The following is a 26887-nucleotide window of genomic DNA, read 5'->3' on the forward strand; positions in this document are numbered from 1 at the left end:
CTTCCGGCGCTGGCTCTCCGGCTCAGAGTAACGCGCGTAGATGTCAGGTAAAGCCCCGGCTTACGTCCGTTATCGTTTCGGTGTTAACGGCGACTTTGCGCCATGCCCCGGGTGCACCGCGACACCGCCTCCGGCCCGCCCCGCCCGACCCCGCCCCGCCCGGCGGGCCTCGCCCCGGCAGGGCGGCGCGGGCGGGGTGGGCGGGCGGCCTCAGCCCTGGGCGGCGTCGAGGAGGGCGGCGGCGGTGAACAGCTCGACGCCGACGTCGATCGCCCGCTCGTCCGCGTCGAAGTCCCCCTGGTGGATGTCGCGCGGGACGGGGTCGCCGGGCGTCCGCACGCCGAGGCGGGCCATCGCGCCGGGCACCTGCTCCAGGTACCAGGAGAAGTCCTCGCCGCCGAGGGACTGCTCGGTCGTCTCCACGGTATGCGCGCCGCGCCGGGCGGCCATGGCGTTGCGCAGCAGCTCCGTCGTCGTCGTCTCGTTCACGACCGGCGGGACGCCGCGGATGTAGTTGATCTCCGACTTCGCGTGGTGCAGCGCGGCCACCTCGTCCACGGCTGCGTGCACGACGTCGGGTGCGGCGCGCCAGGCGGGCAGGTCCAGGCAGCGGACGGTGCCGGAGAGCTCCGCGCGCTGCGGGATGACGTTGGGGGCGTGCCCGGAGACGATGCGCCCCCAGGTGACGGCGAGCCCGGCACGGGTGTCCACGCGGCGGGCCAGCAGGGCGGGCACGTCGGTGACGACGCGGGACGCCGCCGTGACGAGGTCGGTCGTCAGGTGGGGGCGGGCGGTGTGGCCGCCGGGTCCGGCCAGGGTGACCTCCAGCCGGTCGCAGGCGGAGGTGATGGGGCCGGGCCGCAGCCCGATCCGCCCGGCGTCGACGCGGGGGTCGCAGTGGACGGCGATGACCCGCCCGACGCCGTCCAGCGCGCCGTCGTCGATGGCGTCCGTCGCACCCCCCGGCAGGACCTCCTCGGCGGGCTGGAAGATCAGCCGGACCGAGTGCGGCAACCGGCCGGCGGCGGCGAGGCCGGCCAGGACCAGGCCCGCGCCGAGGACGACCGTGGTGTGGACGTCGTGTCCGCAGGCGTGGGCGCGGTCGGGCACGGTGGAGCGGTAGGAGACCGTCTTGGTGTCCGGGATGGGCAGCCCGTCGATGTCGGCGCGCAGCGCGAGCATGGGACGGCGGCCGTCCCAGGACTCGGCCCCGCCGGGGTGAACGTCGCAGATCAGCCCGGTGCCGCCGGCGAGTACGCGGGGGCGCAGCCCGGCCTGTTGGAGGCGCGCCCTGATCGCCGCGGTGGTGCGGAACTCCTGGTGCCCCAGCTCCGGATGCATGTGCAGGTCGCGCCGGAACATGACGAGTTCGTCGCGCAACGCGCTCGGGAGGGCTCCGTCCAGTGGTGTCTCACCGGAGGTCCGCTGGGTGGACTTGGCTGACAACAGTTGGTTCACCCAACCGAGCGTATGCCCCCGGGGGCCCCTCCCGGTCGGTGATCACGGAAAGTTAAGCCACACAGGGGAAAAAATCCTCGCCCGATCCGCGCATACGTCCAGAGTGAGGTGGGTATGCCGATTGGTTCTCTGCTTCCGCTCTCATCCCGTCTGGCATGTTTCGCCGGTTACGGATGAGGCGGACGGGGCGGGATGTGTTCGATCAGGCGACCCGGACGGGCCGCCGCGTCACCGGCCGCCGCGTTCCGGCGGGTGCCCGTGCGAGGAGGCCCCGGAGGACAGCGGGTGCGTGCCGAGATCACTCCAGTCCAGTGCTCTGGCGACCTCGCGTTGCGCCTTCTCGGCCACGGCGCGCACCTCGGCGGGCACGTCGCCGTGCTCCTCTATGAGGCTGTCGTAGATCGGTGCCTGGCCCGTGGCCCGCTCGGCGGGGCGCGTCATCGTCATCTCTGTCTCCGTCGCGACGTTCCTGCCCGCCCGGTACGGGCGGGACGTCCGCGAGCGTACTCAGGTGCGGGACACCGCCGCACAGGCAGGGTCCGCGCCGTGATCACGGCCACGCACCACCAGCACCCCACCACCTCAAACGATCGAATGCGATACGATCGTTCTTATGACGATAGTTTCACGGGACGTGGAATCCGGGCGGAGTCCGGGCGGGCGGCGCTGGCCGCGCAGGCTGGTGTGGATCGTGGTGTGCGTGCTGGTCGTCGGCGGCGCGGGGCTCGGCGTCGTGGCCTGGCAGCACACCTACGACCTGCGGGAGGAATCGATCACCTTCGAGCACGGCGGGAACACGCTGGACGGCGTCCTGGCCCTGCCTCCCGAGGGACGCGGGCCGTACGGGCTCGTCGTCCTCGTGCACGGCGACGGCCCCGTCGACGCGACCCACGACTCGTTCTACCGGCCGCTGTGGGAGTCCTTCGCCCGCGCCGGATACGCCTCCCTGTCCTGGAGCAAGCCGGGCGTGGGCGCCTCGGAGGGCGACTGGCTGGAGCAGACCATGCGGGACCGTGCCGAGGAGACCCGCGCCGCCCTCGCCTGGGCCCGCGCGCGTCCCGAGGTGGACCCCGACCGGATCGGGCTGTGGGGGGCCAGCCAGGCCGGCTGGGTGCTGCCGAAGGTCGCCGCCCGGGAGCCGGACGTGCGGTTCGTCATCGCCGTCTCCCCCGCGATCAACTGGCACCGCCAGGGCCGCTACCACTTGATGTCCGAACTCCGCGCCGAGGGCGCCTCGGCGGCGGACCGCACGCGGGCCCTGGAGCGCCGCGAACGGACGCTGGAGCTGCTGCGCCGCGACGCGCCCTTCGCGGACTACCGGGACGCCTTCGCCGACCTCCGGGGCATGACGGCCCGCCGCTGGGGCTTCGTCGGCCGCAACCACACCGCCGACGCCACCGACGACCTCGCCGCCGTGCCCCGGGACGTGCCCGTCCTGCTGATCCTCGCCGGACACGACCGCAACGTGGACGCGGGCGAGACGGAGGCCGTCTACCGGGAGCGGCTGGGGCCGGACCGGCTCACGGTGGAGCACTACCCCGACGCGGCGCACTCGCTCGTGCGCGACGAACTGGACCGGTCCACCGCCCGGCTGACGCTCACCGGCCTCTTCGCGCCCCGCTCACTGTTCGCCGAGGGATTCCTCGACGACCAGCGCCACTACCTCGAACAGGTCGACCCGGCACCCTGACGCCGGCGCGCCCCGCCGCCTCGCCCGGACGCCCCGCCCCGGCTCAGGGGGCGGAGGTGCGCAGGCGGTGGGCGCCGCGCGCGGTGGCGGTGACCCCGGACAGGAAGCCGTGGGCGCGCGGGGAGGCGGCGTCCGTCAGCCAGGCCCGGTCCACGTCGCAGACGGCCACCCGCACGCCGGTGTCCGCGAGGGCCAGCGGCAGGGTGTGCACGACGGTGGAGGGGAAGCTGAGGACCGTCCGGGCGACGGGCCCGCGCCGCGCGACCAGCTCCAGCGGCAGGTCCGGCCGGACGATCTCCACCCCGCACTCGACGGCGATGCGGTGCAGCTTCTCCATGCCCTCCCTGCGGTGCGCGAAGTACCGCACGGCACCGTGCGCGCGGGCCAGCGAGCGGACGGCCTCCACGTACCGGTCCGCGTCGACGACGCCGGTCTCCGCGAGCGAGGTGCCCACCAGGTCGGTGCCCTCGATCAGCGCGGGCGGGCCGAAGCGCTCCCGCGTCCAGGCGAACGCGTTCTCCACGACGTCGATCCCCTCGGGCACCTCGACCGGCATCGCGCTGAACAACTCGACGGCGCGCCCCCGGCGGGGGGTGAGCCGCCGCCGGGCGCGCCCGGACACCGGGGCGAACAGCAACGCGCCCGGGCCGCCCGCGCCGGACCGGTGCCAGCGGGTGAGGCGTTTCGCGCCCCCGGCGAGCTGGGCGGTGAACTCCATGGTCGCCGTGCCGTCGTCCACCACCGTCAGGTCCGCCGCCTCCCCGGAGAGGGCCAGCAGGAGCTGCACGTACCGGGAGAACGGGTCGCCGATGACGATGCGCCGCGCCGCGCGCAGCGGCCGGGCGAGCCGCAGCACGGTCTTCAGCGGCGCGCTCGTGGTGCCCCTGGCCTCCGACCAGTCCACGACGTGCCCCTCGTCGCGGGCGAGCTGGGCCATGCGGCGCAACTGGCCACGCGTCATCGGGTCGTGGGGCGGCAGGACGACGAGGGTCAGGGCGGCGGCGTCGTCGCGGAACCTCACGTGCGCCCACTCCAGCACGTTGAGCAGCTGGACCGGGCTCTCCACGAAGGCCAGGGTGCCCCCGTCCCCGGCCCGGCGCGGGCCGGTGCGCTCGGGCTCGGGGAGGGGGGCGTCGGGGGCGGTCATCTCAGACCCGCGCGGGCTCGCCGCTCGCACCGGCGGTGGCGGCGGCGTCCGTGCCACCGGCCTCCTCGGCCTCCGCGATGACGCCCTTGACGCGGCGGAGCTTCTTCATGGGCGCCAGCTCGCTGTCGTAGACCTTCTTGACGCCGTCGCCGAGCGAGGACTCGATGGTGCGGATGTCGCGCACGAGGCGCTGGAGGCCGCCCGGCTCGACGGAGGCCGCCTGGTCCGAGCCCCACATGGCGCGGTCCAGGGTGATGTGGCGCTCGACGAACACGGCGCCGAGGGCGACGGCGGCCAGCGTCGTCTGGAGGCCCGTCTCGTGGCCCGAGTAGCCGATCGGGACGTTGGGGAACTCGGCCTGGAGGGTGTGGATCATCCGCAGGTTGAGCTCTTCGGCCTTGGCCGGGTAGGTGGAGGTGGCGTGGCAGAGCAGGATGTTCTCGCTGCCCAGCACCTCGACCGCGTGCCGGATCTGCTTCGGCGTCGACATGCCGGTGGAGAGGATGACGGTGCGGCCGGTGGCCCGCAGGGTGCGCAGCAGCTCGTCGTCGGTCAGGGAGGCGGAGGCCACCTTGTGGGCCGGGAGGTCGAACTTCTCCAGGAAGGCGACGGCCTCGGTGTCCCACGGGGAGGCGAACCAGGCGATCCCCTTCTCCTTGCAGTGCTCGTCGATCCTGCGGTACTCGTCCTCGCCGAACTCGACACGGTGCCGGTAGTCGATGTAGGTCATCCGGCCCCAGGGGGTGTCGCGCTCGATGTCCCACTGGTCGCGCGGGGTGCAGATCTCCGGGGTGCGCTTCTGGAACTTGACGGCGTCGCAGCCGGCCTCGGCGGCGGCGTCGATCAGGGCGAAGGCGTTCTCCAGGTCACCGTTGTGGTTGATGCCGATCTCGCCGGTGACGTAGACGGGCTGCCCCGGGCCGGCGGTCTTGTCGCCGAGGGTGCGGAGGCGGGGATTGCTCATGGGAAGTTCCTTCTTCCGGGCGTCGCGCTCTCGCGGCGGTCGCCGCGCGCGGGGGTCGGTGTCGTGGGTCCGGACCGGTGTGCGTCCGGCGGGGTCGGGGCGTTCGGGGGCTTCATGGGTTCGGGCGCCCACAGACAGGCGCCGGGGTCGGGGGTCAGGGGGCCAGGGAGGGGCCGAGGAGCCAGCCGGCGATCTCGCGGACGGCCCCGGAGCCCCCGGGGGTGGTCGTCACGGCGCGGGCCGCGCCGCGCACGACGTCGTGCGCGTTCGCCACCGCCACGGGCCAGCCGACGAGGCCGAAGCAGGGCAGGTCGTTCACGTCGTTGCCGACGTAGAGCACCCGCTCCGGCGCGACGCCCTCCTCCTCGCACCACTGCTTGAGCGCGCGGTCCTTGCGGTCGATGCCGTGCAGCACCGGCAGCTTGAGCTTCCGGGCGCGGGCGGCGACGACCGTGTTGACCTCGGTGGACAGGATCAGCACCGGCAGGCCCGCGCGGCGCAGCGCGGCGATGCCGAGGCCGTCGCCCCGGTGCACGGCGACCGTCTCCCGGCCGTCGGAGTCGACGTACACCCGGTCGTCGGTCTGGGTGCCGTCGAAGTCCAGGACGACCGCGTCGACGTCCTCGCGGCGGGGCAGGGTGCCCGCCCGGCGAGTGTCGAGCAGCGGGGCCAGCGCGCGGGCGCGGGCCAGCTCGTGCGGGTCGTCGACCTCCAGGACGCGGGCCGGGTCGGTGCGCACCAGATCGGTGCGGCCGAAGAAGCGGTGCCCGGCGGCGCGGAACCCGTCGGCCCGCATGGCGTAGGCGGCGCCGGTCTCCAGGAAGTCCTGCGGGCGGTCCTGGCGGCGCGGGCGGTGGGCCTTGTCGTGGTTGACGCCCTCTCCCCCGGCGCGCCGGGCGTCCCCGGCCCGCCCGCCGGGCTCCCGCCACACGAAACCGTGGAAGGGCGCGACCGTCAGCGCCGAGTCGGCGCCGTCGGCCAGGACGGCGGCGGCCACCCCGGCGACGTCGGCCCGGTCGAGGAACGGGCTGGTGCACTGCACGAGGAGCACGACGTCGACGCCGCGGCCCTGCTGGGCCTCGAAGACGTCCATCGCGTGCAGGACGGCGGCCTCGCTGGTCGCGGTGTCGCCCGCGATGTCGGCGGGCCGCTCGACGGCGACGGCGCCCGCCTCGCGGGCGACGGTGGCGATGGCCGGGTCGTCGGTGGAGACGACGACGTCCGTGACGTGCCCGGCGGCCAGGCACTCGCGGACCGCGCGGGCCACGAGCGGCACGCCGCCGACCGGCGCGAGGTTCTTGGCGGGCACGCCCTTGGAGCCGCCCCGGGCGGGGATCACGGCGAGGACGGTGGGTGGCACGGTGGCTCCTTGGCTCTCGTTGCCGGCGGTGCGCTCGGCACCGCCGGTCCGGTCGGCGACGCCGTGGGCGGCGCGGTCCCGCGCGGGGCGGCGCGTGTCGGCGGGGCCCGTCCGGCCCTCGGCGGGCGTCACAGCTGCCCCATGCGCCGGATGACGGGCGCGACGCGCTGCACGCCCTGCCGGTAGGCGCCGCGGGCGGCGCGGCGCACGACGCGGCGGGCGGCCCCGCCGAGTCCGGCCGACGACCCGGCCGTGCCGGACGTGTTCGGGGTGCCGTCGGGCGTCAGGCCGTAGCGGGCGAGGATGCCCGGCAGGTACCCCCCGGCGGTCACGGAGGTGTAGTACGGGTTGAGGGGCGGCAGTTCGTCGGCGAGCAGCTGGGCGAGCCGCTTGCGGGCGCCCTCGAAGGCCGACTCGTAGGGGCCGTAGGCCGCCCCCGGGACACCGTGCCGCGCCGTCCAGGCCGGGTCGGCGCGCGGCACCTCCCCGGCGTCCAGCCGGTCCCAGGACGTCAGGCAGCCCGAGCCGACGAAGTGGTGGTTGCCCAGGGCCTCCCGGATGCCCAGGTCGGTGAGGACGGCGGTCGGGATACCCCGGTGCAGCGACTCCAGGGCGGCCGTCGAGCTGACGGTGACGAGGACGTCGGTGCGGTCGAGGACCTCACCCATGTGCCCGTAGACCAGGCGGCAGTTGTCGGGCAGGCCGCCCGGCAGCCGGTCGGCCAGCCGCTGGTAGGGCAGTTCCTCGATGTGCGTGGTCTGCTCGCCCGGCTTGCTGCGCAGCTTGACCAGCACCTCGCGCTCCGGGTGCAGCCGGGCGTGGCCGACGGCCCGCTGGAGCAGGTACAGCCGGTCCCTGCGCACCTCCGGCACGGAGGGCTGCACGGCGAACGTCACCGTGTACGGCCGCTCGTCGGACGGGGCGTAGGGCGTCCCGCCCAGGAAGGGCAGCGCGCACTCCACGACGCTGCCGGTACGAGTGCCGACCCCCGCGTAGACGTCCCGGAAGCGGTCGGCGTCATAGGCCGAGTTGGCCAGCACCATGTCCGCGCCGTTGCGCAGGAGGAGTCCGTCGGCCAGCTTCTCGTAGACGACACCGACGTACCCGGTGACGACCACGGGCCGGCGCGTCCGGCCCTGCCACTGGTAGGCCAGACCGTGCAGCATGGCCTGCACCGCGCCGCCCACGCAGGCGAGGACGACGGCGTCGTACGCGCCCTCCGCGCCCGCCTCCGCCAGGAACTCGGCGGTCGTCACCTCACGGACGGGGGCGTCCCCCACTCCGGTGTCCTGGAGCTGGCGGGCGGTGGGCGTGGCCCGGCCCCGCAGCAGCATCCCGTCGACGACGGCGCTCCCCGAGGGCCCGGCGAGGCGCTGCGCGGTGAGCGCACCCCACTTCCACCGGGTGTCGGAGTCGGCGAGCACGGCGACGCGCAGGAGGCGTTCGGCGGACCCGGGAACGGTTGGTTCTGGCACGTCGCCGACGCTAGGAACCGTTTCCGCAGGACTGCCCAACGCCGGGGCAACGGAGGGTTAACAGGACTTCGCCGGTTGGCCAACCAGCCCTATTCCAGGCATAGTTCACGTCTCGTACACCGCGAGTTCAGCTCACCGCGTCCCCCCGGCCACCCACCGCGCGCGCCGCCCGCCCCCGGCGGCCCCGGACGTTCACCACCCGTTCGACCCGCACGGTGTTTCAACGGAAGGAAGGCCCTCAGCTTCCCGCTGAGGGCCGATGGTGGGGTGCGTGGTCCCGCACGAGGAACGCGGACCGGTGTTTCACCCACCGAACCGCCCGGCCGCCCGCGCGGATCTCCTGCCGGGAGAGTCCGGCCGGGTCGATCGCGACCGGGAAGGGCCCGTCCGGTGCGCGGTCAGCGGTTGAGTTCGGTCGCGAGGGCCCGCGCCGAGTCCTGGGTGAAGGCGCCGGAGATCTGCAGCTCCCCGCCGAGCAGCGGTTGGACGACGTTGGGGGCGGACAGCACGCGCGGTTCGTCCGCCCATGCCCCGAGGACGATGACGAGCTGGTTCTGCGGCGGGGCCTGCGCCGACAGGCGTTCGGTGAGCTCCCCGAACCGCTTGGCGTCCGCGCCGTCGAGCGAGACGTTGACGAGCCACGTCCCCTGCTCCTCGGCGAACGCCGCCTCCGCCTCGACCGGGCCGCTGACGCGCAACGCCGTGTCCTCCTGGACCCCGTAGCAGACCGGCGACTTCGGATCCGTCGTGTCCGCCAGCCAGGTGCCCTCCCGCGCCGAGGAGGGGCAGGCGCCGGGCGTCGACGTCCGGACGGGCGCGAACGCGAGGGGCGGCGCGTCACCGGTGCTCGGCTCCGACGGGGCCGCCGAGGAGGGCTGCCCGCTCGGTCCGGGCTCACGGTCGTCGTCGGCGGTCTCCGAGGAGCAGGCGGCGAGCGCGAGGACGGCGACCGCTGCGGCGGCCCTCAGGGCGACGGTACGGAACAAGTTCTCCTGCATGACGGGAGTGTGCCAGCCCCGGGCCCGGCGCGGGACGCGCTCGCGGGAAGAGGGGAGGGTCTGCGGCGGAGCGCAGGAGGAGGAGAAGAAGATTGGGGCGCGGGCGGGATCGGGGGAACATATCCCGCCCGCGCCGATGCGCGGACCCGTCGGTACGGGGGGAACCTCGGGTAGCGCGCTCGCCGATGACCAGTCGGCTCACTCTGTACTGCGCCGAGGTGTCGAAAAACGTTACTCGGGGGTCTACGCGGACCCGGAAGGCGTCGCGGAAGGCTGCCCGGAGGCCGAGCCCGAGGGGCTCGCCCCGGGGCTGGAACCGCCGGTGGGGGTGGGGGCCGGCGTGGTGGGAGCCGGGCTCGTGGGCGTGGGACCGGGGGTGGCGTGCGGCGGGTCGGTCACCTCGTCACCACCTTCGAGACCGTCACCGCCCTCCAGGCCGTCACCACCCTCCAAGCCGTCACCGCCCTCGAGACCGTCACCACCCTCCAGGCCGTCGCCGCCCTCCAGGCCATCGCCGCCCTCCAGGCCGTCGCCGCCCTCCAGGCCGTCACCGCCTTCGAGGCCGTCACCGCCCTCCAGGCCGTCACCGCCTTCGAGGCCGTCACCGCCCTCCAGGCCGTCACCGGGGTTCTCGGGTGCGGAGTCGGGGCCGCCGTACTCACCGCAGAAGTCGGCGACGCGGTGTGGGCCGCCGGCCGCTTCGGTCAGCATGCGACGCTCACCGGAACCGAGTTGCCGGGACTCGTGGGCCGTGCACAGGGCGACCGCCAGTCGGCGGTCCTGTTCCGTGCGGGGTGGGCCGGTCAGTTCGCCGTCCTCCAGGAGCTCCTCCAGGCGGTCGTCGGCCCACCGGCCGGCCTCGCCACCGTCCCGGCCGCCCGGTTCGCCGCGCGGGCCTTCGGCCACGTCGCCTCCCTCGGACGGACGGCTTCCGGTGTCGGGAGCGTCCGGGGCGGAGCCCTCCGGACCGGGGGGAGGGGCGGCCTCCCGGCCGGGGCCGGTGCTCTGCCCGGCGTCCCGCTCGTCCGGTGCGGTGGCCGCGCCGGAGGGGCTGAGGGGTGAGGTGGCCGACGCCCCGGGGACGCGGGTGGGTTCGGCGAAGGGTTTCGTGAGGGCCCCGGTGGTGGCGGCCACGGCCACACCTCCGACCGCGCAGCCCGCGAGGGCCACGGCGAGTGCGGCGCGCAACGGCCGTCCCGTGCGCAGCAACGCGCGCCGTCCGACGGCGAGGGGCGAGTCGTCCAGTCCTTCGCTCCGCAGCACCTGGTCCTGTGCCCAGGTCTTCCGGGCGTCCCGGAAGGCGGCGAGCGCGGCGGCCTCGCCGGGCAGTTCGCCAGATTCCGGGCATTCCGGGGCCAGTTCGCCGAGCACGTCGGCGAGATGCTCGGCGCCTCCCGTCGCGGGGACGCCGTTCACCGCCGACGCGCCGCCGGGTCTGGAGGTTTCGGACACTCCACCCGGGTCTCCGCGCAGCAGCCGCTCCGCAGCCTCCTCGTCCAACCATGCGTACCGGTCGTCGGCCATCACGTCTTCCTCAGCGTCGGAGCCGCCCTTTCCGTCACACTGAGGGATTGGTTCAGCCGTTGATCAGGAATGGTTGCGTCCACTCCGTCGGCCCCGTCAGGTCCGTCGAGCAGCTCCGCCAGCTTACGCAGCCCCCGGTGCGCCGCCGTCCGCACGGCACCTGCGCGTTTGCCCAGGACAGAGGCGGCGCCCTTGGCGTCGAGACCCACGACGACGCGCAGCACGACGGCCTCCGCCTGGTCGCGCGGGAGTTGCGAGATGAGGGCCATCGTCCGTCCGGTCCCGAGCGACGCGAGGGCCTCGTCGGCGGTGTCCACCCCGTCGGGCAGGCCGGTCAGTTCGCTCTCGTCCGCACCCTGCACCGGACGGCGGCCGCGGGCCCGGATGTGGTCGAGCGCCCGGTTGCGGGCGATGCGCGCGGTCCAGCCGCGGAAGCGGTCGGCGTCGCCGCTGAACCGATCGAGGTCGCGGGCTATCTGGAACCACGCCTCCGAGGCGACGTCCTCGGCGTCCGCCTCCGGCACGAGTGTCCTGACGTAGCCGAGCAGCCGAGGCTGCACAGCGCGGTACACGGTTCGGAAGGCGTTCTCGTCACCTTCCTTCGCCGCGCCTAGCGCGGCGGTCAGCTCCGCGTCATCCCCCTGCACGCTGCCCTGCCCTACTTTGCGTCGTTTCGCGACGGCCGGTCCGGGTCACACCCCTGGCCGGGCGCGCCTCGCTGCAAGAAATGTTCAAGCTTCGACCACTGTCGATGCGACCAGCAGGCTAGCCCTCCCGGGCACCCTCGTCCATGCCGGACCGGTGAGTAGGTGAACTTGCATCTGTACTTGCAGGTGTACTTGCATCCGCCGCACGCCCCCTTGATAACCGGTCGATAACGGCTGCCGGGAAGGGCGTCGGGCCTGTAACACATCGCGGGCCGACGGCGCAGAGAGAGGTACGGGCCGCCTGCGCAGTCCGTGAACGACGACGGCCGGGGTCTCTCCTGTGGGGGGTGGCGACCTCGGCCGTCCTCGTGTCCGGAACCGGCGGGTGGGGTGAGCCGGTCAGTAGTAGCCGGTCTCGCCGTCGAGGATCTCGCGGATCGCGTCCAGATGGCCGACGTGCCGGGCCGTCTCCTCGATCATGTGGAACAGCACCCAGCGCAGCGACGCCGACGCGGCGCGGAAGTCCGGGTGCCGGCCCTTCTCCTCGAGTTCGTGGGCCGCGATGACCTCGTTCGAGCGGGCGCACTGCCGCTCGTAGTCCCGGAGGAGGTCGGCGAGGGGGACGCCCTCCACCCGCATGTCCGGGTCCTCGACGTCCGGAGCGGTCTCGAACTTCGGCCCTCTGCCGGGCAGGCCGAGGAAGATCATCTCGAACCAGTCGCGCTCGACCCACCGCAGGTGGGCGACGACTCCGGCGACCGTCATGAGGGGAGAGGACGGCAGGACCGGGCGGTGGGCGTCCTCCTCGGACAGGCCCTGGCACTTCCAGTGGACGATGGCGCGTTGCATGTCGAGCCAGCCGAGGAGCTGGGTCCGCTCGTCCGCGTCGTACGCGGGGCGGATCCGGGGTGGTGTGGTCATGGCGAGCGACGGTACGCGCGCCGGGGGGCCTCCCGTAGTCCTTTTCCGGCAGGACGCGCCGCCTCCGCCCGTACCGGCACCAGGCCGCTCGGGACCCGCGGCTCCTGCACGAGCAGGTCGGGGCCGACGCGGGGGTCCGCCAGGATGAGCGTCACGACCGGGCCGACGGGCCCGTCGGCACCGGAGGCGAACGGGTCCCACGCCAGGTCCCGGAGCCGGTGCCCGGGACACACGGCGGACGCCGGCAGGTCGACGGCGAGGGCCAGCGGCCGGTCCCCGGTGACGCGCACGGAGTCCGCCTCCCGGTCCCGCTCGTCCTCCAGCCGGGGCGTGAGGCCGTCCGCGTACGCCATCAGTCCCTCGCCCCGCGCCCCGTGGATCTCGACGGTCACCCCCTCGGGCGCGATCGGCGGCGTCAGCGCCAGGGGGTGCGCCTCGGGCACGACGAGGCCGAGACGCACGGAGAGACGTTCCGCGTCGTCCTCGATCCCGGCCACGTACCCGTGGCCCTCGGACCGCAGGTGGGGAAGGTCCGCGCCCGGCGGGGCGACGACGGGCGGCCTTCCCGCTCCGCAGCCGTGCAGCCCCTCGGCCCGCGGGGCGACGCGTGCCGCCTCGGAGGGCCGGTGCGAAGACCGGTGCGCTCCCCCGCCGTTCAACTGCGGCAGGACGAGGATCACCGCCACGAGCGGGACATAGAGCCGCAGCCTGGCCCGGCGGCCGACGGCGAAGGGACTGTGCGTCCGCTCCGCGCGCTCCCCGTCCCGGTCCCGTCTCCGCATGCCACCCCTCCTCGGCGAGCGGACCGTAACACGGGCCGGGGAGGCCCCGGCGGGTCGGCGAGGCGCCCACGCCACGGGCCGGTCGCCGCGCGGACGGCCGCCTTCCGAGCGCGCCGGGCGACCGTCCAGAATGGGGTCATGCCACGAGACGAGGGACGGGACCAGGACCGCTGTCCGTGCGGCCGCGCCACCCGCTACGCCGCGTGCTGCGGCCGGCTGCACGGCGGGACGGTGACGGCGGGCACCCCCGAGGAGCTGATGCGTTCGCGGTACGCCGCCTTCGTCGTGGGCGACACCGACTACCTGCTGCGCACCTGGCACCCCGACACGCGCCCCGCCGAGCTGCGGCCGGACGGCGAGCAGGTCTGGCTGCGGCTGGACGTGCTGTCGAGCACCGACGGCGGGCCGTTCAACGCCGAGGGCACGGTGGAGTTCCGCGCCCACTACGCCGTCCCGGGCGGCGTCGGCTCGCTCCACGAGCGCAGCCGCTTCGTGCGCCACCGGGGCCGCTGGGTCTACGTCGACGGCGACGTCTCCTGACCCGGCCGGCTCAGTCGTCGACGCGGTCGGCCAGCTCGGTGAACCGGTCCCAGGACAGCTTCGGTTCGGCCGGGTCCCACAGCTTCTGGGCGGTGGCGTTGAGCGGGAGGCGGATGCCGTCGGCGACCTGGGCCGGGGTCTGGGAGTCCGCCAGGTCGCACCAGACGGCGAAGCGTCCGCCGGGTATGCGGTCGGCGTTCGCGTACTCCTCGGGGACGGGCTCGCTGCCGCGCAGCACGTCGGGCGTCCACTCCTCGTAGATCGCCTCGCCGGTGGGGTAGGTGAACTCGTTGGGCTCGCCCAGCACGTAGTAGAGGTACTTGCTGTTGAGGTTGACGAGGTCCCACCCCTCCTGGAGGTAGGAGACCGGTTCGCGGGCGCCGATCTCACGGCCGGTCCAGTAGGTGACCTCGCGCGGACGGCTGGGCCGCACCTCGCCGTCGGCGTGCATCCCGTCGTTCCAGACCTGCGGCAGCTTGCCCTGCTCGACGACGGTGGCCGCCCGGTCGTTGAGCCAGGCGGTGGCGAGGTCCTGGATGCCGGCCCCCGCGCCGTACTCCTCCTCGGCCGCCGCCTGGAGGTCGGGGAAGGAGGCGGCGGGGTCGGAGCGCATCAGGGGGACGTACTCGTCGCCGCCGAGGTGGAGCCAGGGGCTCGGGAAGAGCTCGGCGTACTCGTTCAGCAGGTCGTCGAGGATCCGGGCGGCCTCGGGGTCGGTGATGTCGATGGCGCCGCGCACGGGCTCGCCCGAGGCGTCGCGGAGCTGGAGGTCGGGGTGGGCGGCGAGGACGGCGCCGAGGTGGCCCGGGGAGTCGACCTCGGGGATGACCGTGATGTGGAGGGACTCGGCGAGGGCCAGGAGGTCGCGGACCTCGTCCTTGGTGAGGTGCTGCTCGGAGACGACCTCGGGGTGGCTCTCGCTCTCGATGCGGAAGCCCTGGTCGTCGGCGAAGTGCAGGTGGAGCTGGTTGAGCTTGAGGTCCGCCATCTCGCGGAGCCGGTCCTCCAGCCAGTCGGCGCTGAAGTGCTTGCGGGCGGTGTCGATGAGCAGGCCGCGCTGCGGCCGGTCGGGCGAGTCGCGTATCTCGCCCTCGGACATCCGGTCCCGGTCGCGGAGCGACTGGACGAGGGTGCGGGTGCCGTAGAAGACGCCGGCGTCGGTACGCCCGGTGATCTCGACGCGGCCGTCGGAGGTGTTCAGGACGTAGCCCTCGCGTCCGCCGAGTGCGTCCTCCTCAAGGGCCAGCTCGACGTCGCCGGCCCGCGCGGGGCCTTCGGAGGTCTCGACGTCGAGCTCACCGGCCAGGAGGCGCGCCTCGTCGGCGAGCGGTCCGTCCGGGTCGGCGACGACGCGCGTCTCCCCGTCCGGCGCCCAGCCGGGGCCGCGGCCCTCGCTCCACTCGCGCACCGAGGGTATGGAGCGCGGTTCGGGGGCGGGGGACGGCCGGGGTGAGGGCGAGGCCGTCGTGCCGGGCCCCGGCGGCGAGGGCGGCTCGTCCTGGACCTGTGTGGCGGTGAAGACGCCGCCGGCGGCGACGGTGAGCGCGACGGCGCCCACGACGGCGTAACGCTGCCGGGCGTGCCGCCGGTCGCTCGCGTGCCGTCCACTGGGCCGGGTGTCTCGGTTCGCCGCCATACTTCGTCACTGTAGGGCCGGACGGGGCGCGGCTCTCGCCGAACGGAGCCGTTCCGGGCAGTGCCCCGGCCCGCCGGGCCCGCGCACGCCTCGCCGTCGGCCACGCGGTGTCCGGACCGGTCACGTACGGGTGAAATTCGCACATCCGTCGATGCCTGTCCGGGCTCGCCCGTTACGGTGGCCCTTACGGGGTCCGCCCTGACGCCCGGTCGCCCGGGTGGTCGGCCCGTCGGACCGCGTGCGCGTCCCGTCCCCCGTCCCCCGCCATCCGCACGTCCGCCCGAGGAGCCCATGCGCCTGCCCGCCCAGCGCGGCCCGCGCACCCCGCTCGGCCGGCTGAACGCCGCCCCCGCCGAGGTCGCCGAGGCCGTCCTGCTCTCCTGCTGCGGCAGTCGGCGATGGGCCGGGCTGCTCGCCGGAAACCGTCCGTACCCGGACGTGCACGCGCTGCTGGCGGCGGCCGACGAGGCGAGCTACGACCTGCGCGAGGTCGACGTCGCCGAGGCGCTGGCGGCGGAGTCGGCGACGCACGACCCCCTGGGCGACGGGCCCGGGGCCCGCGCCGCGCGCACGGCGCTGCGGGCGGCGCAGGCGGAGTACGAAAGCACGTTCGGGCACGCGTTCGTGATCTGCCTGGACGAGCTGCCACCGGGGGAACACCTGAACGAGACGCTGTCCGCCCTGCGGGCCCGGCTGGCGCACGACGCCGAGCAGGAGCGGGCCGTGGCGGGGGACGAGCTGCGCCGGCTCGCCCGTACGCGGCTGCGGCGCCTGCTGCGCAACCACCTCTCCCCCGGTGGCCTCAGTCCGCAGACGCCTCACGGTCCGTAGTCCGTCCGTGCCTGATTGATCACACCTTTGCCCCCCACGCAAGCGAACCGACAAGGCGTCGCTACGATGGCCGCGGCCGGTGGACCGTACCCGGCCGGGCCCGACCGACACTGAAGCCGGCAGGCCCTTTCCCCGCTCCCGGAGGGTATTTCCGTGCCGGCTGGAACGCTGTACCGCGGCCGGGAAGGCATGTGGTCCTGGGTGGCTCACCGAGTCACCGGCGTCCTCATTTTCTTCTTCCTGTTCGTGCATGTCCTGGACACGTCACTCGTCCGGGTCTCGCCCGAGGCCTACGACGACACCATCGCGGTCTACAAGAACCCCGTGGTCGCCCTGATGGAGTACGGCCTGGTGGCCGCCGTGCTGTTCCACGCGCTGAACGGCCTGCGGGTCATCGCCGTGGACTTCTGGTCCAAGGGCGCCCGCTACCAGAAGCAGATGCTGTGGACCGTCGTCGGCATCTGGACCGTGCTGATGGCGGGGGCCTTCTGGCCGGTCCTCTCGCACGCCTTCCACGAAGTCTTCGGGAGCTGAGCACGATGTCCGTGATCATCGACGCAGACGGCAACACACCGTCCCCCGACAACCCGGCGCCCGTCATCGAGGCGCCCCGTGCCCGTACCGCACGGTCGCCGAAGTCCACGCGCGGGAACTTCGAGCTGTACGGCTGGCTCTTCATGCGCGTCTCGGGCGTGCTCCTGACCGTCCTGGTCATCGGCCACCTGCTCATCCAGCTCGTGCTGGACGGCGGCGTGAGCCGCATCGGCTTCGCCTTCGTCGCCGGCCGCTGGGCGTCCCCGTTCTGGCAGGCCTGGGACCTGACGATGCTGTGGCTGGCCACCCTGCACGGCGCCAACGGCCTGCGCACGGTCATCAACGACTACGCCGAGCGGCCGGGCACCCGGTTCTGGCTCAAGTGGCTGCTGTACGCCGCGACCGTATTCACCGTCCTCCTGGGCACGCTGGTGATCTTCACCTTCGACCCGAACATCCGCTGAGGGCTGAGGTAACCCGCTGATGAAGATCCACAAGTACGACACCGTCATCGTCGGCGCCGGTGGCGCAGGCATGCGGGCGGCGATCGAGTCGACGAAGCGCTGCCGCACCGCCGTCCTCACCAAGCTCTACCCGACGCGCTCGCACACCGGCGCCGCACAGGGCGGCATGGCCGCCGCCCTCGCGAACGTCGAGGAGGACAACTGGGAGTGGCACACCTTCGACACGGTCAAGGGCGGTGACTACCTGGTCGACCAGGACGCCGCCGAGATCCTGGCGAAGGAGGCCATCGACGCCGTCCTCGACCTGGAGAAGATGGGCCTGCCGTTCAACCGGACCCCGGGCGGCACCATCGACCAGCGCCGCTTCGGCGGCCACAGCCGCAACCACGGCGAGGCTCCGGTGCGCCGCTCCTGCTACGCGGCGGACCGCACCGGGCACATGATCCTCCAGACGCTGTACCAGAACTGCGTCAAGGAGGGCGTGGAGTTCTTCAACGAGTTCTACGTCCTGGACCTGCTGCTCACCGAGGTCGACGGCGTCAAGCGCACCGCCGGCGTCGTGGCCTACGAGCTGGCCACCGGCGAGGTGCACGTCTTCCAGGCGAAGTCGGTCGTCTTCGCCTCCGGCGGCAACGGCAAGTTCTTCAAGGTCTCCTCCAACGCCCACACCCTCACCGGTGACGGGCAGGCCGCCGCGTTCCGGCGCGGGCTGCCGCTGGAGGACATGGAGTTCTTCCAGTTCCACCCGACCGGCATCTGGCGCATGGGCATCCTCCTCACCGAGGGCGCGCGCGGTGAGGGCGGCATCCTGCGCAACAAGGACGGCGAGCGCTTCATGGAGAAGTACGCGCCCGTCATGAAGGACCTCGCCTCGCGCGACGTCGTCTCGCGCTCCATCTACACCGAGATCCGCGAGGGCCGGGGCTGCGGGCCGGAGGGCGACCACGTCTTCCTGGACCTCACCCACCTGCCACCGGAGCAGCTCGACGCGAAGCTCCCGGACATCACCGAGTTCGCCCGGACCTACCTCGGCATCGAGCCCTACACGGACCCGATCCCGATCCAGCCGACCGCGCACTACGCGATGGGCGGCATCCCCACCAACGTCAAGGGCGAGGTGCTGGCCGACAACACCACCGTCGTGCCGGGCCTGTACGCGGCCGGCGAGGTGGCCTGCGTCTCCGTGCACGGCGCGAACCGGCTGGGCACGAACTCGCTGCTCGACATCAACGTCTTCGGCCGCCGCGCGGGCGTCGCCGCCGCCGACTACGCGGCCACGGCGGACTTCGTCGAGCTGCCTGAGGGCCCGGAGACGTTCGTGGTCGAGGAGGTCGAGCGGCTGCGCGGCGCGACCGGCAGCGAGCGCGTCACCGACATCCGCAAGGCGCTCCAGGAGACCATGGACAAGAACGTCATGGTCTTCCGCACCGAGCAGACGCTGAAGGAGGCCGTGGCCGAGGTCGGCGCCCTGCGCGAGCGGTACCGGAACGTCAGCGTCCAGGACAAGGGCCGGCGGTTCAACACGGACCTGCTGGAGGCCATCGAGCTGGGCAACCTGCTGGAGCTGGCCGAGGTGACGGCGGTCTCCGCGCTGGCGCGCAAGGAGTCCCGCGGCGGTCACTACCGCGAGGACTACCCGAACCGTGACGACGTCAACTTCATGCGCCACACCATGGCGTACCGCGAGGTCGGCGACGACGGCACCGAGTCGATCCGGCTGGACTACAAGCCGGTCGTGACGACCCGCTACCAGCCGATGGAGCGTAAGTACTGATGAGCACCCCCACCCTGGACAAGTCCGACCAGGTCGAGGACGCGACGCCGTACATCACGGCGACGTTCCGCATCCGCCGGTTCAACCCCGAGGTGGCCGCCGAGGCCACCTGGGAGGACTTCACGATCGAGATCGACCCCAAGGAGCGCGTCCTGGACGCCCTCCACAAGATCAAGTGGGAGCTCGACGGGACGCTCACGTTCCGCCGCTCCTGCGCGCACGGCATCTGCGGTTCGGACGCCATGCGGATCAACGGGCGGAACCGGCTGGCGTGCAAGACGCTGATCAAGGACATCAACCCGGAGAAGCCGATCACCGTCGAGGCCATCAAGGGCCTCACCCTGCTCAAGGACCTGGTGGTCGACATGGAGCCGTTCTTCCAGGCGTACCGGGACGTGATGCCCTTCCTGGTGGCGAACGGCAACGAGCCGACGCGTGAGCGGCTGCAGAGCGCGGAGGACCGCGAGCGGTTCGACGACACCACCAAGTGCATCCTGTGCGCCGCCTGCACGTCCTCCTGCCCGGTCTTCTGGAACGACGGCCAGTACTTCGGTCCGGCGGCCATCGTCAACGCGCACCGGTTCATCTTCGACTCGCGTGACGACGCCGGCGAGCAGCGGCTGGAGATCCTCAACGACCGGGACGGCGTGTGGCGCTGCCGCACGACGTTCAACTGCACGGACGCCTGTCCGCGCGGTATCGAGGTCACGAAGGCGATCCAGGAGGTCAAGCGCGCGCTGATCACCCGGCGGTACTGAACCGGAACTCAACACTCCGGCCGCCCGGCGGCGTCTTCCCCAGGGCCCCGGCCCGTCCCGCACCCGCGGGCGGCCCGGGGCCCTGGACATTGTCCGGCGACGCGCGGGGGAGCCGGACTTCCCCGGGGACGGGAAGCGCCTGAGGGGGGCGGTGTGACACGACCGGCGGGACGGAGGACGGCGACGTGGGCGGCGGGGGCCGCGCTCGTCGCCGTGGCGGTGCTCCTGGCCCGCGCACGGCGGCGCGGCGGGCCGCCGCAGCCGGTGACCTTCCGGCATCCGCGCCGGGGGCGGCTGTACGCGTGGGCCGGCCTCGCCCTCGTCGTGGCGGGCGTCGGCTGGTGCGGCTTCCTGTCCGCCGGGCCGGAGCACGCCGCCGACCGGCCGCTGGGGGCGACCGCCTGGGGCGTGAGCGCCCTGCTGCCGCTGCTGCTCCACCGGGCCGGCGCGGTGACCGTCGTGGACGCCCACGGGGTGCGCACCCGGGGCGGCCTGACCCCGCGCCGCCGCCGTGCGGCGTGGCCGGAGGTCGCGGGCGTCACCCTGGAGCTGGCGCATCGCTGGGACGGCGCCGTCCACCGCGTCGTCGTGACGCGGGCGGACGGGCGCGCGGTGCCCCTGGCCGTCCCGCTCGGGCAGACCTGGCGCCCGGCCTCGATGTCCGCCCTGCACGCGGCGCACGCCCGCGTCGTCGCGCACTGGGAGGCCGGGCGCGGGCCGGGGCTTCCGACGGACCGCGTCCGGCCGCGCATGAACCTGCCAACCCGGGGCAGCCGGTCGTTCGACGCGTAGGAAGCGAACATGAGGAGTCACCATGGCGGGCAGCGTGACGGGACGGTCGGCGGGTAACGGCATGGCGGTGGCGAGCCTGGTGTGCGGGATCGTGGGCCTTCTGGTCTACGGCATCGTCCTCGGTCCGCTCGCGGTGATCCTGGGCCTCGTCGCGCACGGCAAGCAGGCGTCCGGCATGGCGAAGGCCGGCATCGTCCTGGGCGCGATCGCGACGGTCTTCGCGATCGCGGGGATCATCTGGATGAGCGGCAACGGCCTGCTGATCGGCGGCTGACGCGCGCCCGTCGACGCGTGCCGGACGCGGGGGCGCCGGTCACTCCGCGCCCAGCACGAACAGCAGGTAGACGAAGGCCGAGAGCAGGTGCCCGGCCACGAGGTAGACGAAGAGGCGGACCCACAGGCCGCGCGGGAACTTCCCCTGCGCGCGTTCGTCGTTCACGACTGGTCTCCGGCGGTCGGACGCCCGGGGCCGAGGCACAGGGTGTCGGTGGGGCTGCGCAGCAGCGTGTGGACGAAGAGGAGGTCCGCCCCGCCCGGGTCGGCGGCGGCGAGTCGGTGCGGGGTGAGCGAGTCGAAGTGGGCGCTGTCCCCGGGCGCGAGGACGTGCGCGCTGTCGCCGAGGCGCAGCCGGAGGCGGCCGCTCAGGACGTGCAGCCACTCCTCCCCCGGGTGGACCCGGACGACGTCGCCCTGCGAGCCGTACGGCACGTGGACGCGCAGGGCCTGCAGGGCGCGGCCCGTGGCGCCGGCCCGGCGGTAGGTCCAGCCCCCGGCCCGCGCCGGTACCCTGTCCGGCGGGTCGCCGGGTTCGTCCGCGCGGATGACGGCGTCGCGGTCGGCGGGCGCCTCGCCGAGAAGCTCGGAGACCGTCGTGCCGTAGCAACGGGCCAGGGCGAGCAGGGTCGGCAGGGACGGCTGGCGACGGCCGGTCTCCAGCCGGGAGAGGTAGGCGGGCGACATGCCCGCGATCCGGGCTGCCGTCTCCAGGGTGAGCGCGGCGCGGCGCCGTACGGCCCGCAGGTGCGGGGCGACGACGGGCTCCGCGAGGTCCGGGCCGGTCTCTCCGGCGGGCTCACTCGGGAGGGAGCCCGCGTCGGGGGGCGGGGGGCTCATGGGGTCCATTGAGCCAAGCCCGTGCCCGGCGGGCAAGTTTTGTGCCTCTGAGGCACATTCGCGGTCGACTCCGGGGGCGTGCGGGGCTCCGGGTGCCATTAACGGATGTGTCATGAGCCCCAAACGCCGGTGTTCCCGCTGGTGAGGGCAGTCTGCCGCGAGTCTCGGGGGCTAATGCGGGCGCGTTCGAGCACTCGATACACCGTGGCCCGGCTGACGGAGAACAGTTCAGTGAGGTCGGCGATGGAGTGCTCGCCGGTGGCGTGCTCTTCGACCAGGTGGGCCTGCTGCCGGGCCGTCAGCTTGGGCTGCTTGACCTTCAGCTTGCCCTTCGCCCTGGCGACGGCCATGCCCTCCCGGGTGCGCAGGCCCAGGAGGTCGACCTCGAACTCGGCGAAGGTGGCCAGGATGTTGAAGAACATCTTGCCCATGGGGTCGGCCGGGTCGTAGAGGCTGCCGCCGAGGGAGAGCTTGACGCCGCGGGCGACGAGGGAGTCGCCGATGTCGCGGGCGTCGGGCACAGAGCGGGCGAGGCGGTCGAGCTTGGGCACCACGAGGGTGTCGCCGGCGCGCACCGCGGCGAGGGCCTGGTCCAGGCCGGGCCGGTTGCGGTGGGTGCCGGTCAGTCCGCGGTCGAGGTAGATCCGGTCGTCGGGGACACCGAGGCCGGTCAGCATCTCGCGCTGGGCGGTGAGGTCCTGGTCGTCGGTCGAGCAGCGTGCGTAGCCCGTGAGGAGTCCGGTCACAGCCGAAGAGCGTACGGATAGCCCCCGCTGACCGTACAGATCACCGAACACCCTAACCTCGCGCTTTCACGAAGTGGGCTGTCCAACAGGTGATCGAGACAGCAGAAAGTGCCTCTGACCAGCGAGAATGAGGATTGTCTAGGCCCTTGTTCCCGCCCCTGTCGGAGGCACTTTCCAGGTGAAGAAGCGTATCGGGTCGTACCCGCGTGTCCGCGCTGAGGGCGGCGGTCGCGGGGTGGTGTCCCAGGCCGGGGCCGTGCTGCTGGTGGAGACGGTCCGCAAGTCCGGTCTGGATCAGGTGATATCGACGGCACTGGCGCCCTGGCGGAAGTCCCGCGCGGTGCACGATCCCGGCAAGACAGTGCTGGACCTCGCGCTCGCGGTCGCGCTCGGCGGCGACTGCCTCGCCGATATCGCCATGCTGCGGGCCGAGCCCGGCGTGTTCGGGCCGGTGGCCTCCGACCCGACGGTCTCCCGGCTCATCGACACCCTCGCCGCAGCTGGACCGAAGGCCCTCTCCGCGATACGGGCCGCTCGGGCCGAAGCCCGCGAGCACGTGTGGAACCTGGCCAAGAACGCGGCTCCGGACGCCGCCGGGCAGGTGCTCGTGGACCTGGACGGAGTGCTCGTGCTGGCCCACTCCGAGAAGCAGCACGCCACCGCGACCTGGAAGAAGACCTTCGGACACCACCCGCTCGTGGCCTTCGTGGATCACGGAAGCGATGGCAGCGGGGAGCCGGTGGCCGGCCTGCTCAGGCCCGGCAAGGCGGGCAGCAACACCGCCGCCGACCACATCACCACGGCCCAACTCGCCCTGGCTCAACTGCCGAAGAAGTACCGGCGCGGACGTCAGACACTGATCCGTACCGACTCCGGCGGCGGCACTCATGAGTTCGTCGCCTGGCTCGCCCAGCGCGGCAGATGGCTGTAGTACTCGGTCGGCATGACCATCACCGACGCCATCCACCAAGCAGTGCTGAAGGTCCCAGCCCCGGCCTGGACACCGGCCGTCGAGACCGGCGGCGACATCCGTGACGGCGCCTGGGTCGCCGAGATCGCCGGAGACGTGCTGAACGGCTGGCCGAGGGGGATGCGGCTGATCGTGCGAAAGGAACGACCACACCCCGGCGCCCAGTTGCGGATCACCGACTCCGACGGACTACGGCTGACCTGCTTCGCCACCAACACGGCAGACGTTCCGATCGCCGCACTTGAACTGCGGCACCGCCAACGCGCGAGGGCCGAGGACCGCATCCGGGCCGCCCGCACCACCGGCCTGCGTAACCTGCCCCTGCACGACACCGCGCAGAACCAGATCTGGCTGGAGATCGTCCAGATCGCCCTCGACCTGCTCGCATGGATGCCCATGCTCGCCCTGACCGGCGAAATCCGCAGGTGGGAGCCCCGCCGTCTCCGGCTCCGACTCTTCTCCGCCGCCGCCCAGATCGTCACGACCGCCCGCCGCCGGTATCTGAGGTTCGCCCGCCACTGGCCCTGGACCGACGTGATCACCGATGCCCTGGCACGGCTCGAAGCTCTCCCGAACCCTGGCTGACCAGCACGTTCCCGTCCCTGCGAGCAGCGCCAACCGACCGGAGCCGTGGAACCCGGCGCCCACCCGATGCGACAGCCGGGCCATCAGCCTGGCCACGACCAGCTGAACCACCGAAACGACCCGCCAGCAATCCGACGGACCGTCACGAAAGATCGAGGCTAAATGAGATGCCGTCCGCCCTGGTCGGCCTTCCCCGGCGAGTAAGATCACTTGTGTTCGCTGGGGGATCCTCTACCGAACAGCCTCATCGTCGCTGTCTGGGACTCCCAAGCCAAGATCAGTCAGCGCCTCAGTAGCCCATGCGCGGGCTAAGCCGTCGAGGGTGGCGTCGCTAGTGAGGGAGATTAAGTGGTGGACACCCATATCCCGGTACTCGTCCATTCCGGCCAGAGCCTCAGCTGCCCCCTCGCGAGTCAGACCCCCAACGGTGGTGTCGGCTGCTAGTTGTGCGTAGGTCTGAGCCGCTAGATCCCGATACCCCTCCATCCCAGCCAGGGCTTCGGCCGCCAACCTGCGAGTGGAGCCGTCGTGGGTGGTGTCGGCTGCTAGTTGTGCGTAGGTCTGAGCCGCTAGATCCCGATACCCCTCCATACCAGCCAAGACCTCGTTGGCACAGGTGCGAGCGAAACCGTCGAGGGTGGTGTCTCGGGTGAGGCATACCAAGTGATCGGCACCCGGAATTTGGTACTCGTCCATTTCTGCCAGGGTCTCAGCGGCCTTCACTCGACTGGTGCCGTGGAGGGTGGTGTCGGCTGCTAGTTGTGCGTAGGTCTGAGCCGCTAGATCCCGATAGCCCTCCATCGCAGTCAGAACTTCAGCAGAGTTCCACCGGTCAATCACGTGGAGGGTGGTGTCGGCTGCTAGTTGTGCGTAGGTCTGAGCCGCTAGATCCCGGTGCCCCTCCATACCAGCCAGGGCCTCGGCCGCCCGCATGCGCTCGAAGCCGTGGAGGGCGGTGTCGTCGGCGAGGGCGGTCAGCCGGTCGACGCCTGCATCCCGGTAACCTTCCACCCCGGCCAGTCCCTGGGCTGCCTGCACGCGGGTGAAGCCGTCCAGGGCTTCGTTCCGAGCGAAGCAAGTGAGTCGGCTTGCGGTGGGCTTGGTGGGGAGGCGGGTCTTGAAGTCCACCTGTTCGACGAGGAAGGCGCAAGTGCTGCTTCCTCCCTGGCTGGTGAGAGCTTCGATTCTGCTGGTGGTCTCGTCTGCTATCCCGCCGGGGGAGGAGAGGAGAGCGTCAAGGAGGAAGCCCAGGTAAGAGGGTTCGGGATTTGGAACCCGAGGCTGCCGTCCGGGTGGGAACAACTGATCGAGGAGTCGTGTGCACGCCTGTTCGTCGCGCGTGGTGTGGCGTGCTGCGTGGTATTCGAGGAAGGTCTGGTGGCGGAAGTGAAAGTCGTCTTCGTGCTCGGTCAGGAGTCCAGTGGGCCGCAGGAGGTCGCCGATGAAGGCATGCCAGAGACGTTCCTTGAGGCGTGGTGGACGGATGACGTGTAGGTGTGAGGTGAGGATCTCAGTGGCGGGGGCAGTGTTGCCGTTGATTCTTGTGTGAGCCAGGTAGTCGATGAGCTCTGGCAGGTTCTCGCGTACCTGTCTGGCGGCCTGTTCGGCCGCCAGATTGTCCCGGGGAATCTGGTGGCGGTTCTTGAGATGGCGGATGGCCTCGTCGTGGGTGGTCTTGATGTCCTTGTGCGTGTTCAGGTCGTAGAGGAGCTCGATGCATTCCTGGTACACGCCGCTGCGACCGTTGGGCAGGGGGCGGCCCGGGTCGGCTTTGTAGAGCCTGCACAGCAGGAAGGCGATCAGAGGGGTGCGGGCCAGGACGTCCAAGCCGGTGCGTGCCAGTCCGGCCATGAATGTCTGGGCGTGCCGGGCGGGATCGTCCAGGTCTTGGAGCCAGTTTGTGGCGTAGGTCCGCAGGTCCTGGGGGGAGAAGAGCTGGAGCTCGAAGCGGGGTACGTGCGAACCCAGGTCGTGGAGTTCCCGCGTGGGCAGGGGCCGGGTGGCCACCACGAATCGGTACAGCGCGGGCTGTGCCGCGGCAGTCTGGGTGAGTAGCTGCAGCATAGTGCGGCGGGTGTCCGCCTCGGGGATCTCGTCGAGGCCGTCGATCAGGACCAGCCAGGGTGTCCTGTGGCGCGGGGGGTGGCGGAAGAGGTCGGCTGTGAGTTCTTCCAGCAGCCCGCGGCGTGTGAGTTCACCGGTCGTGGCTTTGGCCAGGGCGGCAGGGAGCGGGGCTGCGCGAGCGAGGGCGGTGGCATTCACCAGGACCGGCACGGCCGCATCGACCTCCCCGTCCAGCCACCGGCCAGCGGATGCCGCCCGGTAAGTGCGCAGAAGAGTGGACTTCCCGCTGCCTGCCGGTGCCAAGAGCACGGTGATGCTGCTGCCGGTGAGAAAGACTTCCTCGGCGTGCTGGGCGCGGCCGACTGCGCTGCGCGCCGGGGTGGCGCTGCTGGGGCCGGGGCCGTCATGTTCGTCGGTCTGGGGGGTTGCCTGCTGGCGTACGTAGACATCGGTCAGGTCGGGCAGGTGCGTATCGCCCCAGAGGTCCGGGTACGGGTGTGCTCCGGCGGTCTTGTGTACCGCTGCCAGGTACGCCTTCACCGCGGCCCTGCTCCAGTCGGGTGCGGCGCCGACGGATTGAGCAGCCCTGGCCTGTTCCCACCGCGTCTTCCACAGTTCCTTCGTGTTGGTCCACCGTGCTGCCGCCGTGGCGCGGGCCGGTCCGGTGAGGGTGTCGGGCCGGGGCTGCCCGGACCACTCCAGGAGCACCTCGACCAGTGCCCACAGGACGTTGAAGTCCTGGGCCGGGGTGCCTTTTTCGAACCAGCCGCCGACGGTGGTGGGCGACAGCTGGGGAAGCTGGTCTTCTTGGAGCCGCCGGTTGGTCTCGGCGATGGCGTCCGTGCGGTTCCGGCCCCGGAGCGCGGCGCCCTCCAATCTGCGCAGTTCCGAGCGCAGGACTTGTCGTTCGGGACTCGGGTCCGTCTTCTTGCTCACCGCGCACTCTCCCCCGTCCTGCGGATTCGTCGGATCCATCCGCAAACCGGCCCGGCACCTGTATCAACTGGGCTTTTGATGCTGGTATCCGTCCCGTCCGGCAAGGCTTCACCGCTCCCGGCGGGTCGGCTGTGATGTCCCTCGCGCGGCCCGACCGGTGGTTGCGCGGACGGAGGGG

General features: G+C 72.5%; 25 protein-coding genes and 1 pseudogene. 10 read left to right on the plus strand and 16 right to left on the minus strand.

The genetic code is table 11. The annotated features are described in order from the left end of the window. Positions 1 to 210: 210 nt before the first annotated feature. Positions 211 to 1458: an amidohydrolase gene (locus tag IF129_RS12140; RefSeq protein ID WP_381481462.1), complete on the minus strand. Its 1248-nt coding sequence runs from the start codon at positions 1456 to 1458 to the stop codon at positions 211 to 213. Positions 1459 to 1686: 228 nt separating this feature from the next. Further along, positions 1687 to 1905, minus strand: coding sequence for a hypothetical protein (locus tag IF129_RS12145; protein ID WP_381481513.1), 219 nt, complete (start codon positions 1903 to 1905; stop codon positions 1687 to 1689). Positions 1906 to 2071: 166 nt separating this feature from the next. Between IF129_RS12145 and IF129_RS12150 the strand changes: the two genes are divergently transcribed. Further along, positions 2072 to 3148, plus strand: a complete 1077-nt coding sequence (locus IF129_RS12150) for an alpha/beta hydrolase family protein (RefSeq protein WP_191209603.1) — start codon at positions 2072 to 2074, stop codon at positions 3146 to 3148. A gap of 43 nt (positions 3149 to 3191) precedes the next feature. On the opposite strand, the gene IF129_RS12155 is transcribed toward IF129_RS12150, so the two are convergent. The 9 genes from IF129_RS12155 to IF129_RS12195 all read right to left on the minus strand — a co-directional run bounded on the left by IF129_RS12155 (position 3192) and on the right by IF129_RS12195 (position 12966). Then, the gene (locus IF129_RS12155; RefSeq protein WP_191209604.1) at positions 3192 to 4295 is read right to left on the minus strand and encodes a hypothetical protein; all 1104 of its coding nucleotides are present in this window, start codon (positions 4293 to 4295) and stop codon (positions 3192 to 3194) included. Position 4296: 1 nt separating this feature from the next. Continuing rightward, positions 4297 to 5259, minus strand: a complete 963-nt coding sequence (locus tag IF129_RS12160) for an N-acetylneuraminate synthase family protein (protein ID WP_191209605.1) — start codon at positions 5257 to 5259, stop codon at positions 4297 to 4299. Between the two features lie 154 nt (positions 5260 to 5413). Next, the gene (locus tag IF129_RS12165; RefSeq protein ID WP_191209859.1) at positions 5414 to 6619 is read right to left on the minus strand and encodes a cytidylyltransferase domain-containing protein; all 1206 of its coding nucleotides are present in this window, start codon (positions 6617 to 6619) and stop codon (positions 5414 to 5416) included. Positions 6620 to 6747: 128 nt separating this feature from the next. Further along, entirely contained in the window at positions 6748 to 8094 is a 1347-nt protein-coding gene (locus IF129_RS12170) for a DUF6716 putative glycosyltransferase (protein WP_191209606.1), read from the minus strand. Positions 8095 to 8492: 398 nt separating this feature from the next. Beyond that, the gene (locus IF129_RS12175) at positions 8493 to 9092 is read right to left on the minus strand and encodes a SecDF P1 head subdomain-containing protein (protein WP_191209607.1); all 600 of its coding nucleotides are present in this window, start codon (positions 9090 to 9092) and stop codon (positions 8493 to 8495) included. 243 nt (positions 9093 to 9335) lie between these two features. Then, positions 9336 to 10616 (minus strand): hypothetical protein, encoded by a 1281-nt coding sequence (locus tag IF129_RS12180; protein WP_191209608.1) that lies wholly within the window; start codon positions 10614 to 10616, stop codon positions 9336 to 9338. Beyond that, positions 10616 to 11263: an RNA polymerase sigma factor gene (locus IF129_RS12185; protein ID WP_191209609.1), complete on the minus strand. Its 648-nt coding sequence runs from the start codon at positions 11261 to 11263 to the stop codon at positions 10616 to 10618. The genes IF129_RS12180 and IF129_RS12185 overlap by 1 nt, the downstream gene beginning before the upstream one ends. Before the next feature lie 399 nt (positions 11264 to 11662). Continuing rightward, positions 11663 to 12184 (minus strand): DinB family protein, encoded by a 522-nt coding sequence (locus IF129_RS12190; RefSeq protein WP_191209610.1) that lies wholly within the window; start codon positions 12182 to 12184, stop codon positions 11663 to 11665. Further along, positions 12181 to 12966 (minus strand): hypothetical protein, encoded by a 786-nt coding sequence (locus IF129_RS12195; protein ID WP_191209611.1) that lies wholly within the window; start codon positions 12964 to 12966, stop codon positions 12181 to 12183. The genes IF129_RS12190 and IF129_RS12195 overlap by 4 nt, the downstream gene beginning before the upstream one ends. A gap of 138 nt (positions 12967 to 13104) precedes the next feature. Between IF129_RS12195 and IF129_RS12200 the strand changes: the two genes are divergently transcribed. Then, positions 13105 to 13506, plus strand: a complete 402-nt coding sequence (locus IF129_RS12200; protein WP_191209612.1) for a YchJ family protein — start codon at positions 13105 to 13107, stop codon at positions 13504 to 13506. Between the two features lie 10 nt (positions 13507 to 13516). Here IF129_RS12200 and IF129_RS12205 read toward each other — a convergent pair whose 3' ends face one another. Continuing rightward, complete coding sequence (locus tag IF129_RS12205) at positions 13517 to 15142, minus strand: beta-N-acetylhexosaminidase (protein ID WP_191209613.1); 1626 nt, start codon at positions 15140 to 15142, stop codon at positions 13517 to 13519. 291 nt (positions 15143 to 15433) lie between these two features. Here IF129_RS12205 and IF129_RS12210 point away from each other — a divergent pair, with 291 nt between their 5' ends. The 7 genes from IF129_RS12210 (at position 15434) to IF129_RS12240 (ending at position 20569) form a co-directional block, all read left to right on the plus strand. Continuing rightward, on the plus strand, positions 15434 to 15973 hold the full coding sequence (locus IF129_RS12210) for a 2-oxo-4-hydroxy-4-carboxy-5-ureidoimidazoline decarboxylase (RefSeq protein ID WP_191209614.1): 540 nt from the start codon (positions 15434 to 15436) through the stop codon (positions 15971 to 15973). Positions 15974 to 16126: 153 nt separating this feature from the next. After that, entirely contained in the window at positions 16127 to 16507 is a 381-nt protein-coding gene (gene sdhC, locus IF129_RS12215; protein ID WP_191209615.1) for a succinate dehydrogenase, cytochrome b556 subunit, read from the plus strand. An 11-nt stretch (positions 16508 to 16518) separates the two neighbouring features. After that, entirely contained in the window at positions 16519 to 16971 is a 453-nt protein-coding gene (locus IF129_RS12220; RefSeq protein ID WP_381481455.1) for a succinate dehydrogenase hydrophobic membrane anchor subunit, read from the plus strand. Between the two features lie 19 nt (positions 16972 to 16990). Next, a complete protein-coding gene (sdhA, locus tag IF129_RS12225; RefSeq protein WP_191209617.1) occupies positions 16991 to 18745 on the plus strand; it encodes a succinate dehydrogenase flavoprotein subunit in 1755 nt (584 codons plus the stop codon). Then, the gene (locus tag IF129_RS12230) at positions 18745 to 19503 is read left to right on the plus strand and encodes a succinate dehydrogenase iron-sulfur subunit (protein WP_191209618.1); all 759 of its coding nucleotides are present in this window, start codon (positions 18745 to 18747) and stop codon (positions 19501 to 19503) included. The genes sdhA and IF129_RS12230 overlap by 1 nt, the downstream gene beginning before the upstream one ends. Positions 19504 to 19656: 153 nt before the next feature. Next, a complete protein-coding gene (locus tag IF129_RS12235) occupies positions 19657 to 20295 on the plus strand; it encodes a hypothetical protein (protein WP_191209619.1) in 639 nt (212 codons plus the stop codon). 22 nt (positions 20296 to 20317) lie between these two features. Continuing rightward, entirely contained in the window at positions 20318 to 20569 is a 252-nt protein-coding gene (locus IF129_RS12240; protein WP_191209620.1) for a DUF4190 domain-containing protein, read from the plus strand. Between the two features lie 39 nt (positions 20570 to 20608). Here the strand turns inward: IF129_RS12240 and IF129_RS12245 are convergent, their stop codons facing one another. The 3 genes from IF129_RS12245 to IF129_RS12255 form a co-directional block, all read right to left on the minus strand. Further along, entirely contained in the window at positions 20609 to 20734 is a 126-nt protein-coding gene (locus IF129_RS12245; RefSeq protein WP_191209884.1) for a DUF6126 family protein, read from the minus strand. Further along, on the minus strand, positions 20731 to 21408 hold the full coding sequence (locus IF129_RS12250; protein ID WP_191209621.1) for a helix-turn-helix domain-containing protein: 678 nt from the start codon (positions 21406 to 21408) through the stop codon (positions 20731 to 20733). Before IF129_RS12250 ends, IF129_RS12245 begins: the two co-directional genes overlap by 4 nt. Before the next feature lie 110 nt (positions 21409 to 21518). After that, entirely contained in the window at positions 21519 to 22154 is a 636-nt protein-coding gene (locus IF129_RS12255) for a recombinase family protein (RefSeq protein ID WP_191209622.1), read from the minus strand. Between the two features lie 178 nt (positions 22155 to 22332). On the opposite strand from IF129_RS12255, the pseudogene IF129_RS12260 reads away from it, so the two are divergent. After that, positions 22333 to 23709: pseudogene (locus tag IF129_RS12260) on the plus strand (IS1380 family transposase). A 231-nt stretch (positions 23710 to 23940) separates the two neighbouring features. Here the strand turns inward: IF129_RS12260 and IF129_RS12265 are convergent. Continuing rightward, on the minus strand, positions 23941 to 26709 hold the full coding sequence (locus IF129_RS12265) for an NACHT domain-containing protein (protein ID WP_191209623.1): 2769 nt from the start codon (positions 26707 to 26709) through the stop codon (positions 23941 to 23943). Positions 26710 to 26887 lie beyond the last annotated feature (178 nt).

The organism is Streptomyces chumphonensis (assembly GCF_014779715.1).
Classification (GTDB): domain Bacteria; phylum Actinomycetota; class Actinomycetes; order Streptomycetales; family Streptomycetaceae; genus Streptomyces; species Streptomyces chumphonensis.

Bases quoted from the DNA above. Each gene is read 5' to 3' on its own strand.
- IF129_RS12145 (WP_381481513.1), bottom strand. From the start codon at position 1,905: ATGACGATGACGCGCCCCGCCGAGCGGGCCACGGGCCAGGCACCGATC.
- IF129_RS12150 (WP_191209603.1), top strand. From the start codon at position 2,072: ATGACGATAGTTTCACGGGACGTGGAATCCGGGCGGAGTCCGGGCGGG.
- IF129_RS12155 (WP_191209604.1), bottom strand. From the start codon at position 4,295: ATGACCGCCCCCGACGCCCCCCTCCCCGAGCCCGAGCGCACCGGCCCG.
- IF129_RS12160 (WP_191209605.1), bottom strand. From the start codon at position 5,259: ATGAGCAATCCCCGCCTCCGCACCCTCGGCGACAAGACCGCCGGCCCG.
- IF129_RS12175 (WP_191209607.1), bottom strand. From the start codon at position 9,092: ATGCAGGAGAACTTGTTCCGTACCGTCGCCCTGAGGGCCGCCGCAGCG.
- IF129_RS12180 (WP_191209608.1), bottom strand. From the start codon at position 10,616: ATGGCCGACGACCGGTACGCATGGTTGGACGAGGAGGCTGCGGAGCGG.
- IF129_RS12190 (WP_191209610.1), bottom strand. From the start codon at position 12,184: ATGACCACACCACCCCGGATCCGCCCCGCGTACGACGCGGACGAGCGG.
- IF129_RS12195 (WP_191209611.1), bottom strand. From the start codon at position 12,966: ATGCGGAGACGGGACCGGGACGGGGAGCGCGCGGAGCGGACGCACAGT.
- IF129_RS12200 (WP_191209612.1), top strand. From the start codon at position 13,105: ATGCCACGAGACGAGGGACGGGACCAGGACCGCTGTCCGTGCGGCCGC.
- IF129_RS12205 (WP_191209613.1), bottom strand. From the start codon at position 15,142: ATGGCGGCGAACCGAGACACCCGGCCCAGTGGACGGCACGCGAGCGAC.
- IF129_RS12210 (WP_191209614.1), top strand. From the start codon at position 15,434: ATGCGCCTGCCCGCCCAGCGCGGCCCGCGCACCCCGCTCGGCCGGCTG.
- sdhA (WP_191209617.1), top strand. From the start codon at position 16,991: ATGAAGATCCACAAGTACGACACCGTCATCGTCGGCGCCGGTGGCGCA.
- IF129_RS12230 (WP_191209618.1), top strand. From the start codon at position 18,745: ATGAGCACCCCCACCCTGGACAAGTCCGACCAGGTCGAGGACGCGACG.
- IF129_RS12240 (WP_191209620.1), top strand. From the start codon at position 20,318: ATGGCGGGCAGCGTGACGGGACGGTCGGCGGGTAACGGCATGGCGGTG.
- IF129_RS12250 (WP_191209621.1), bottom strand. From the start codon at position 21,408: ATGAGCCCCCCGCCCCCCGACGCGGGCTCCCTCCCGAGTGAGCCCGCC.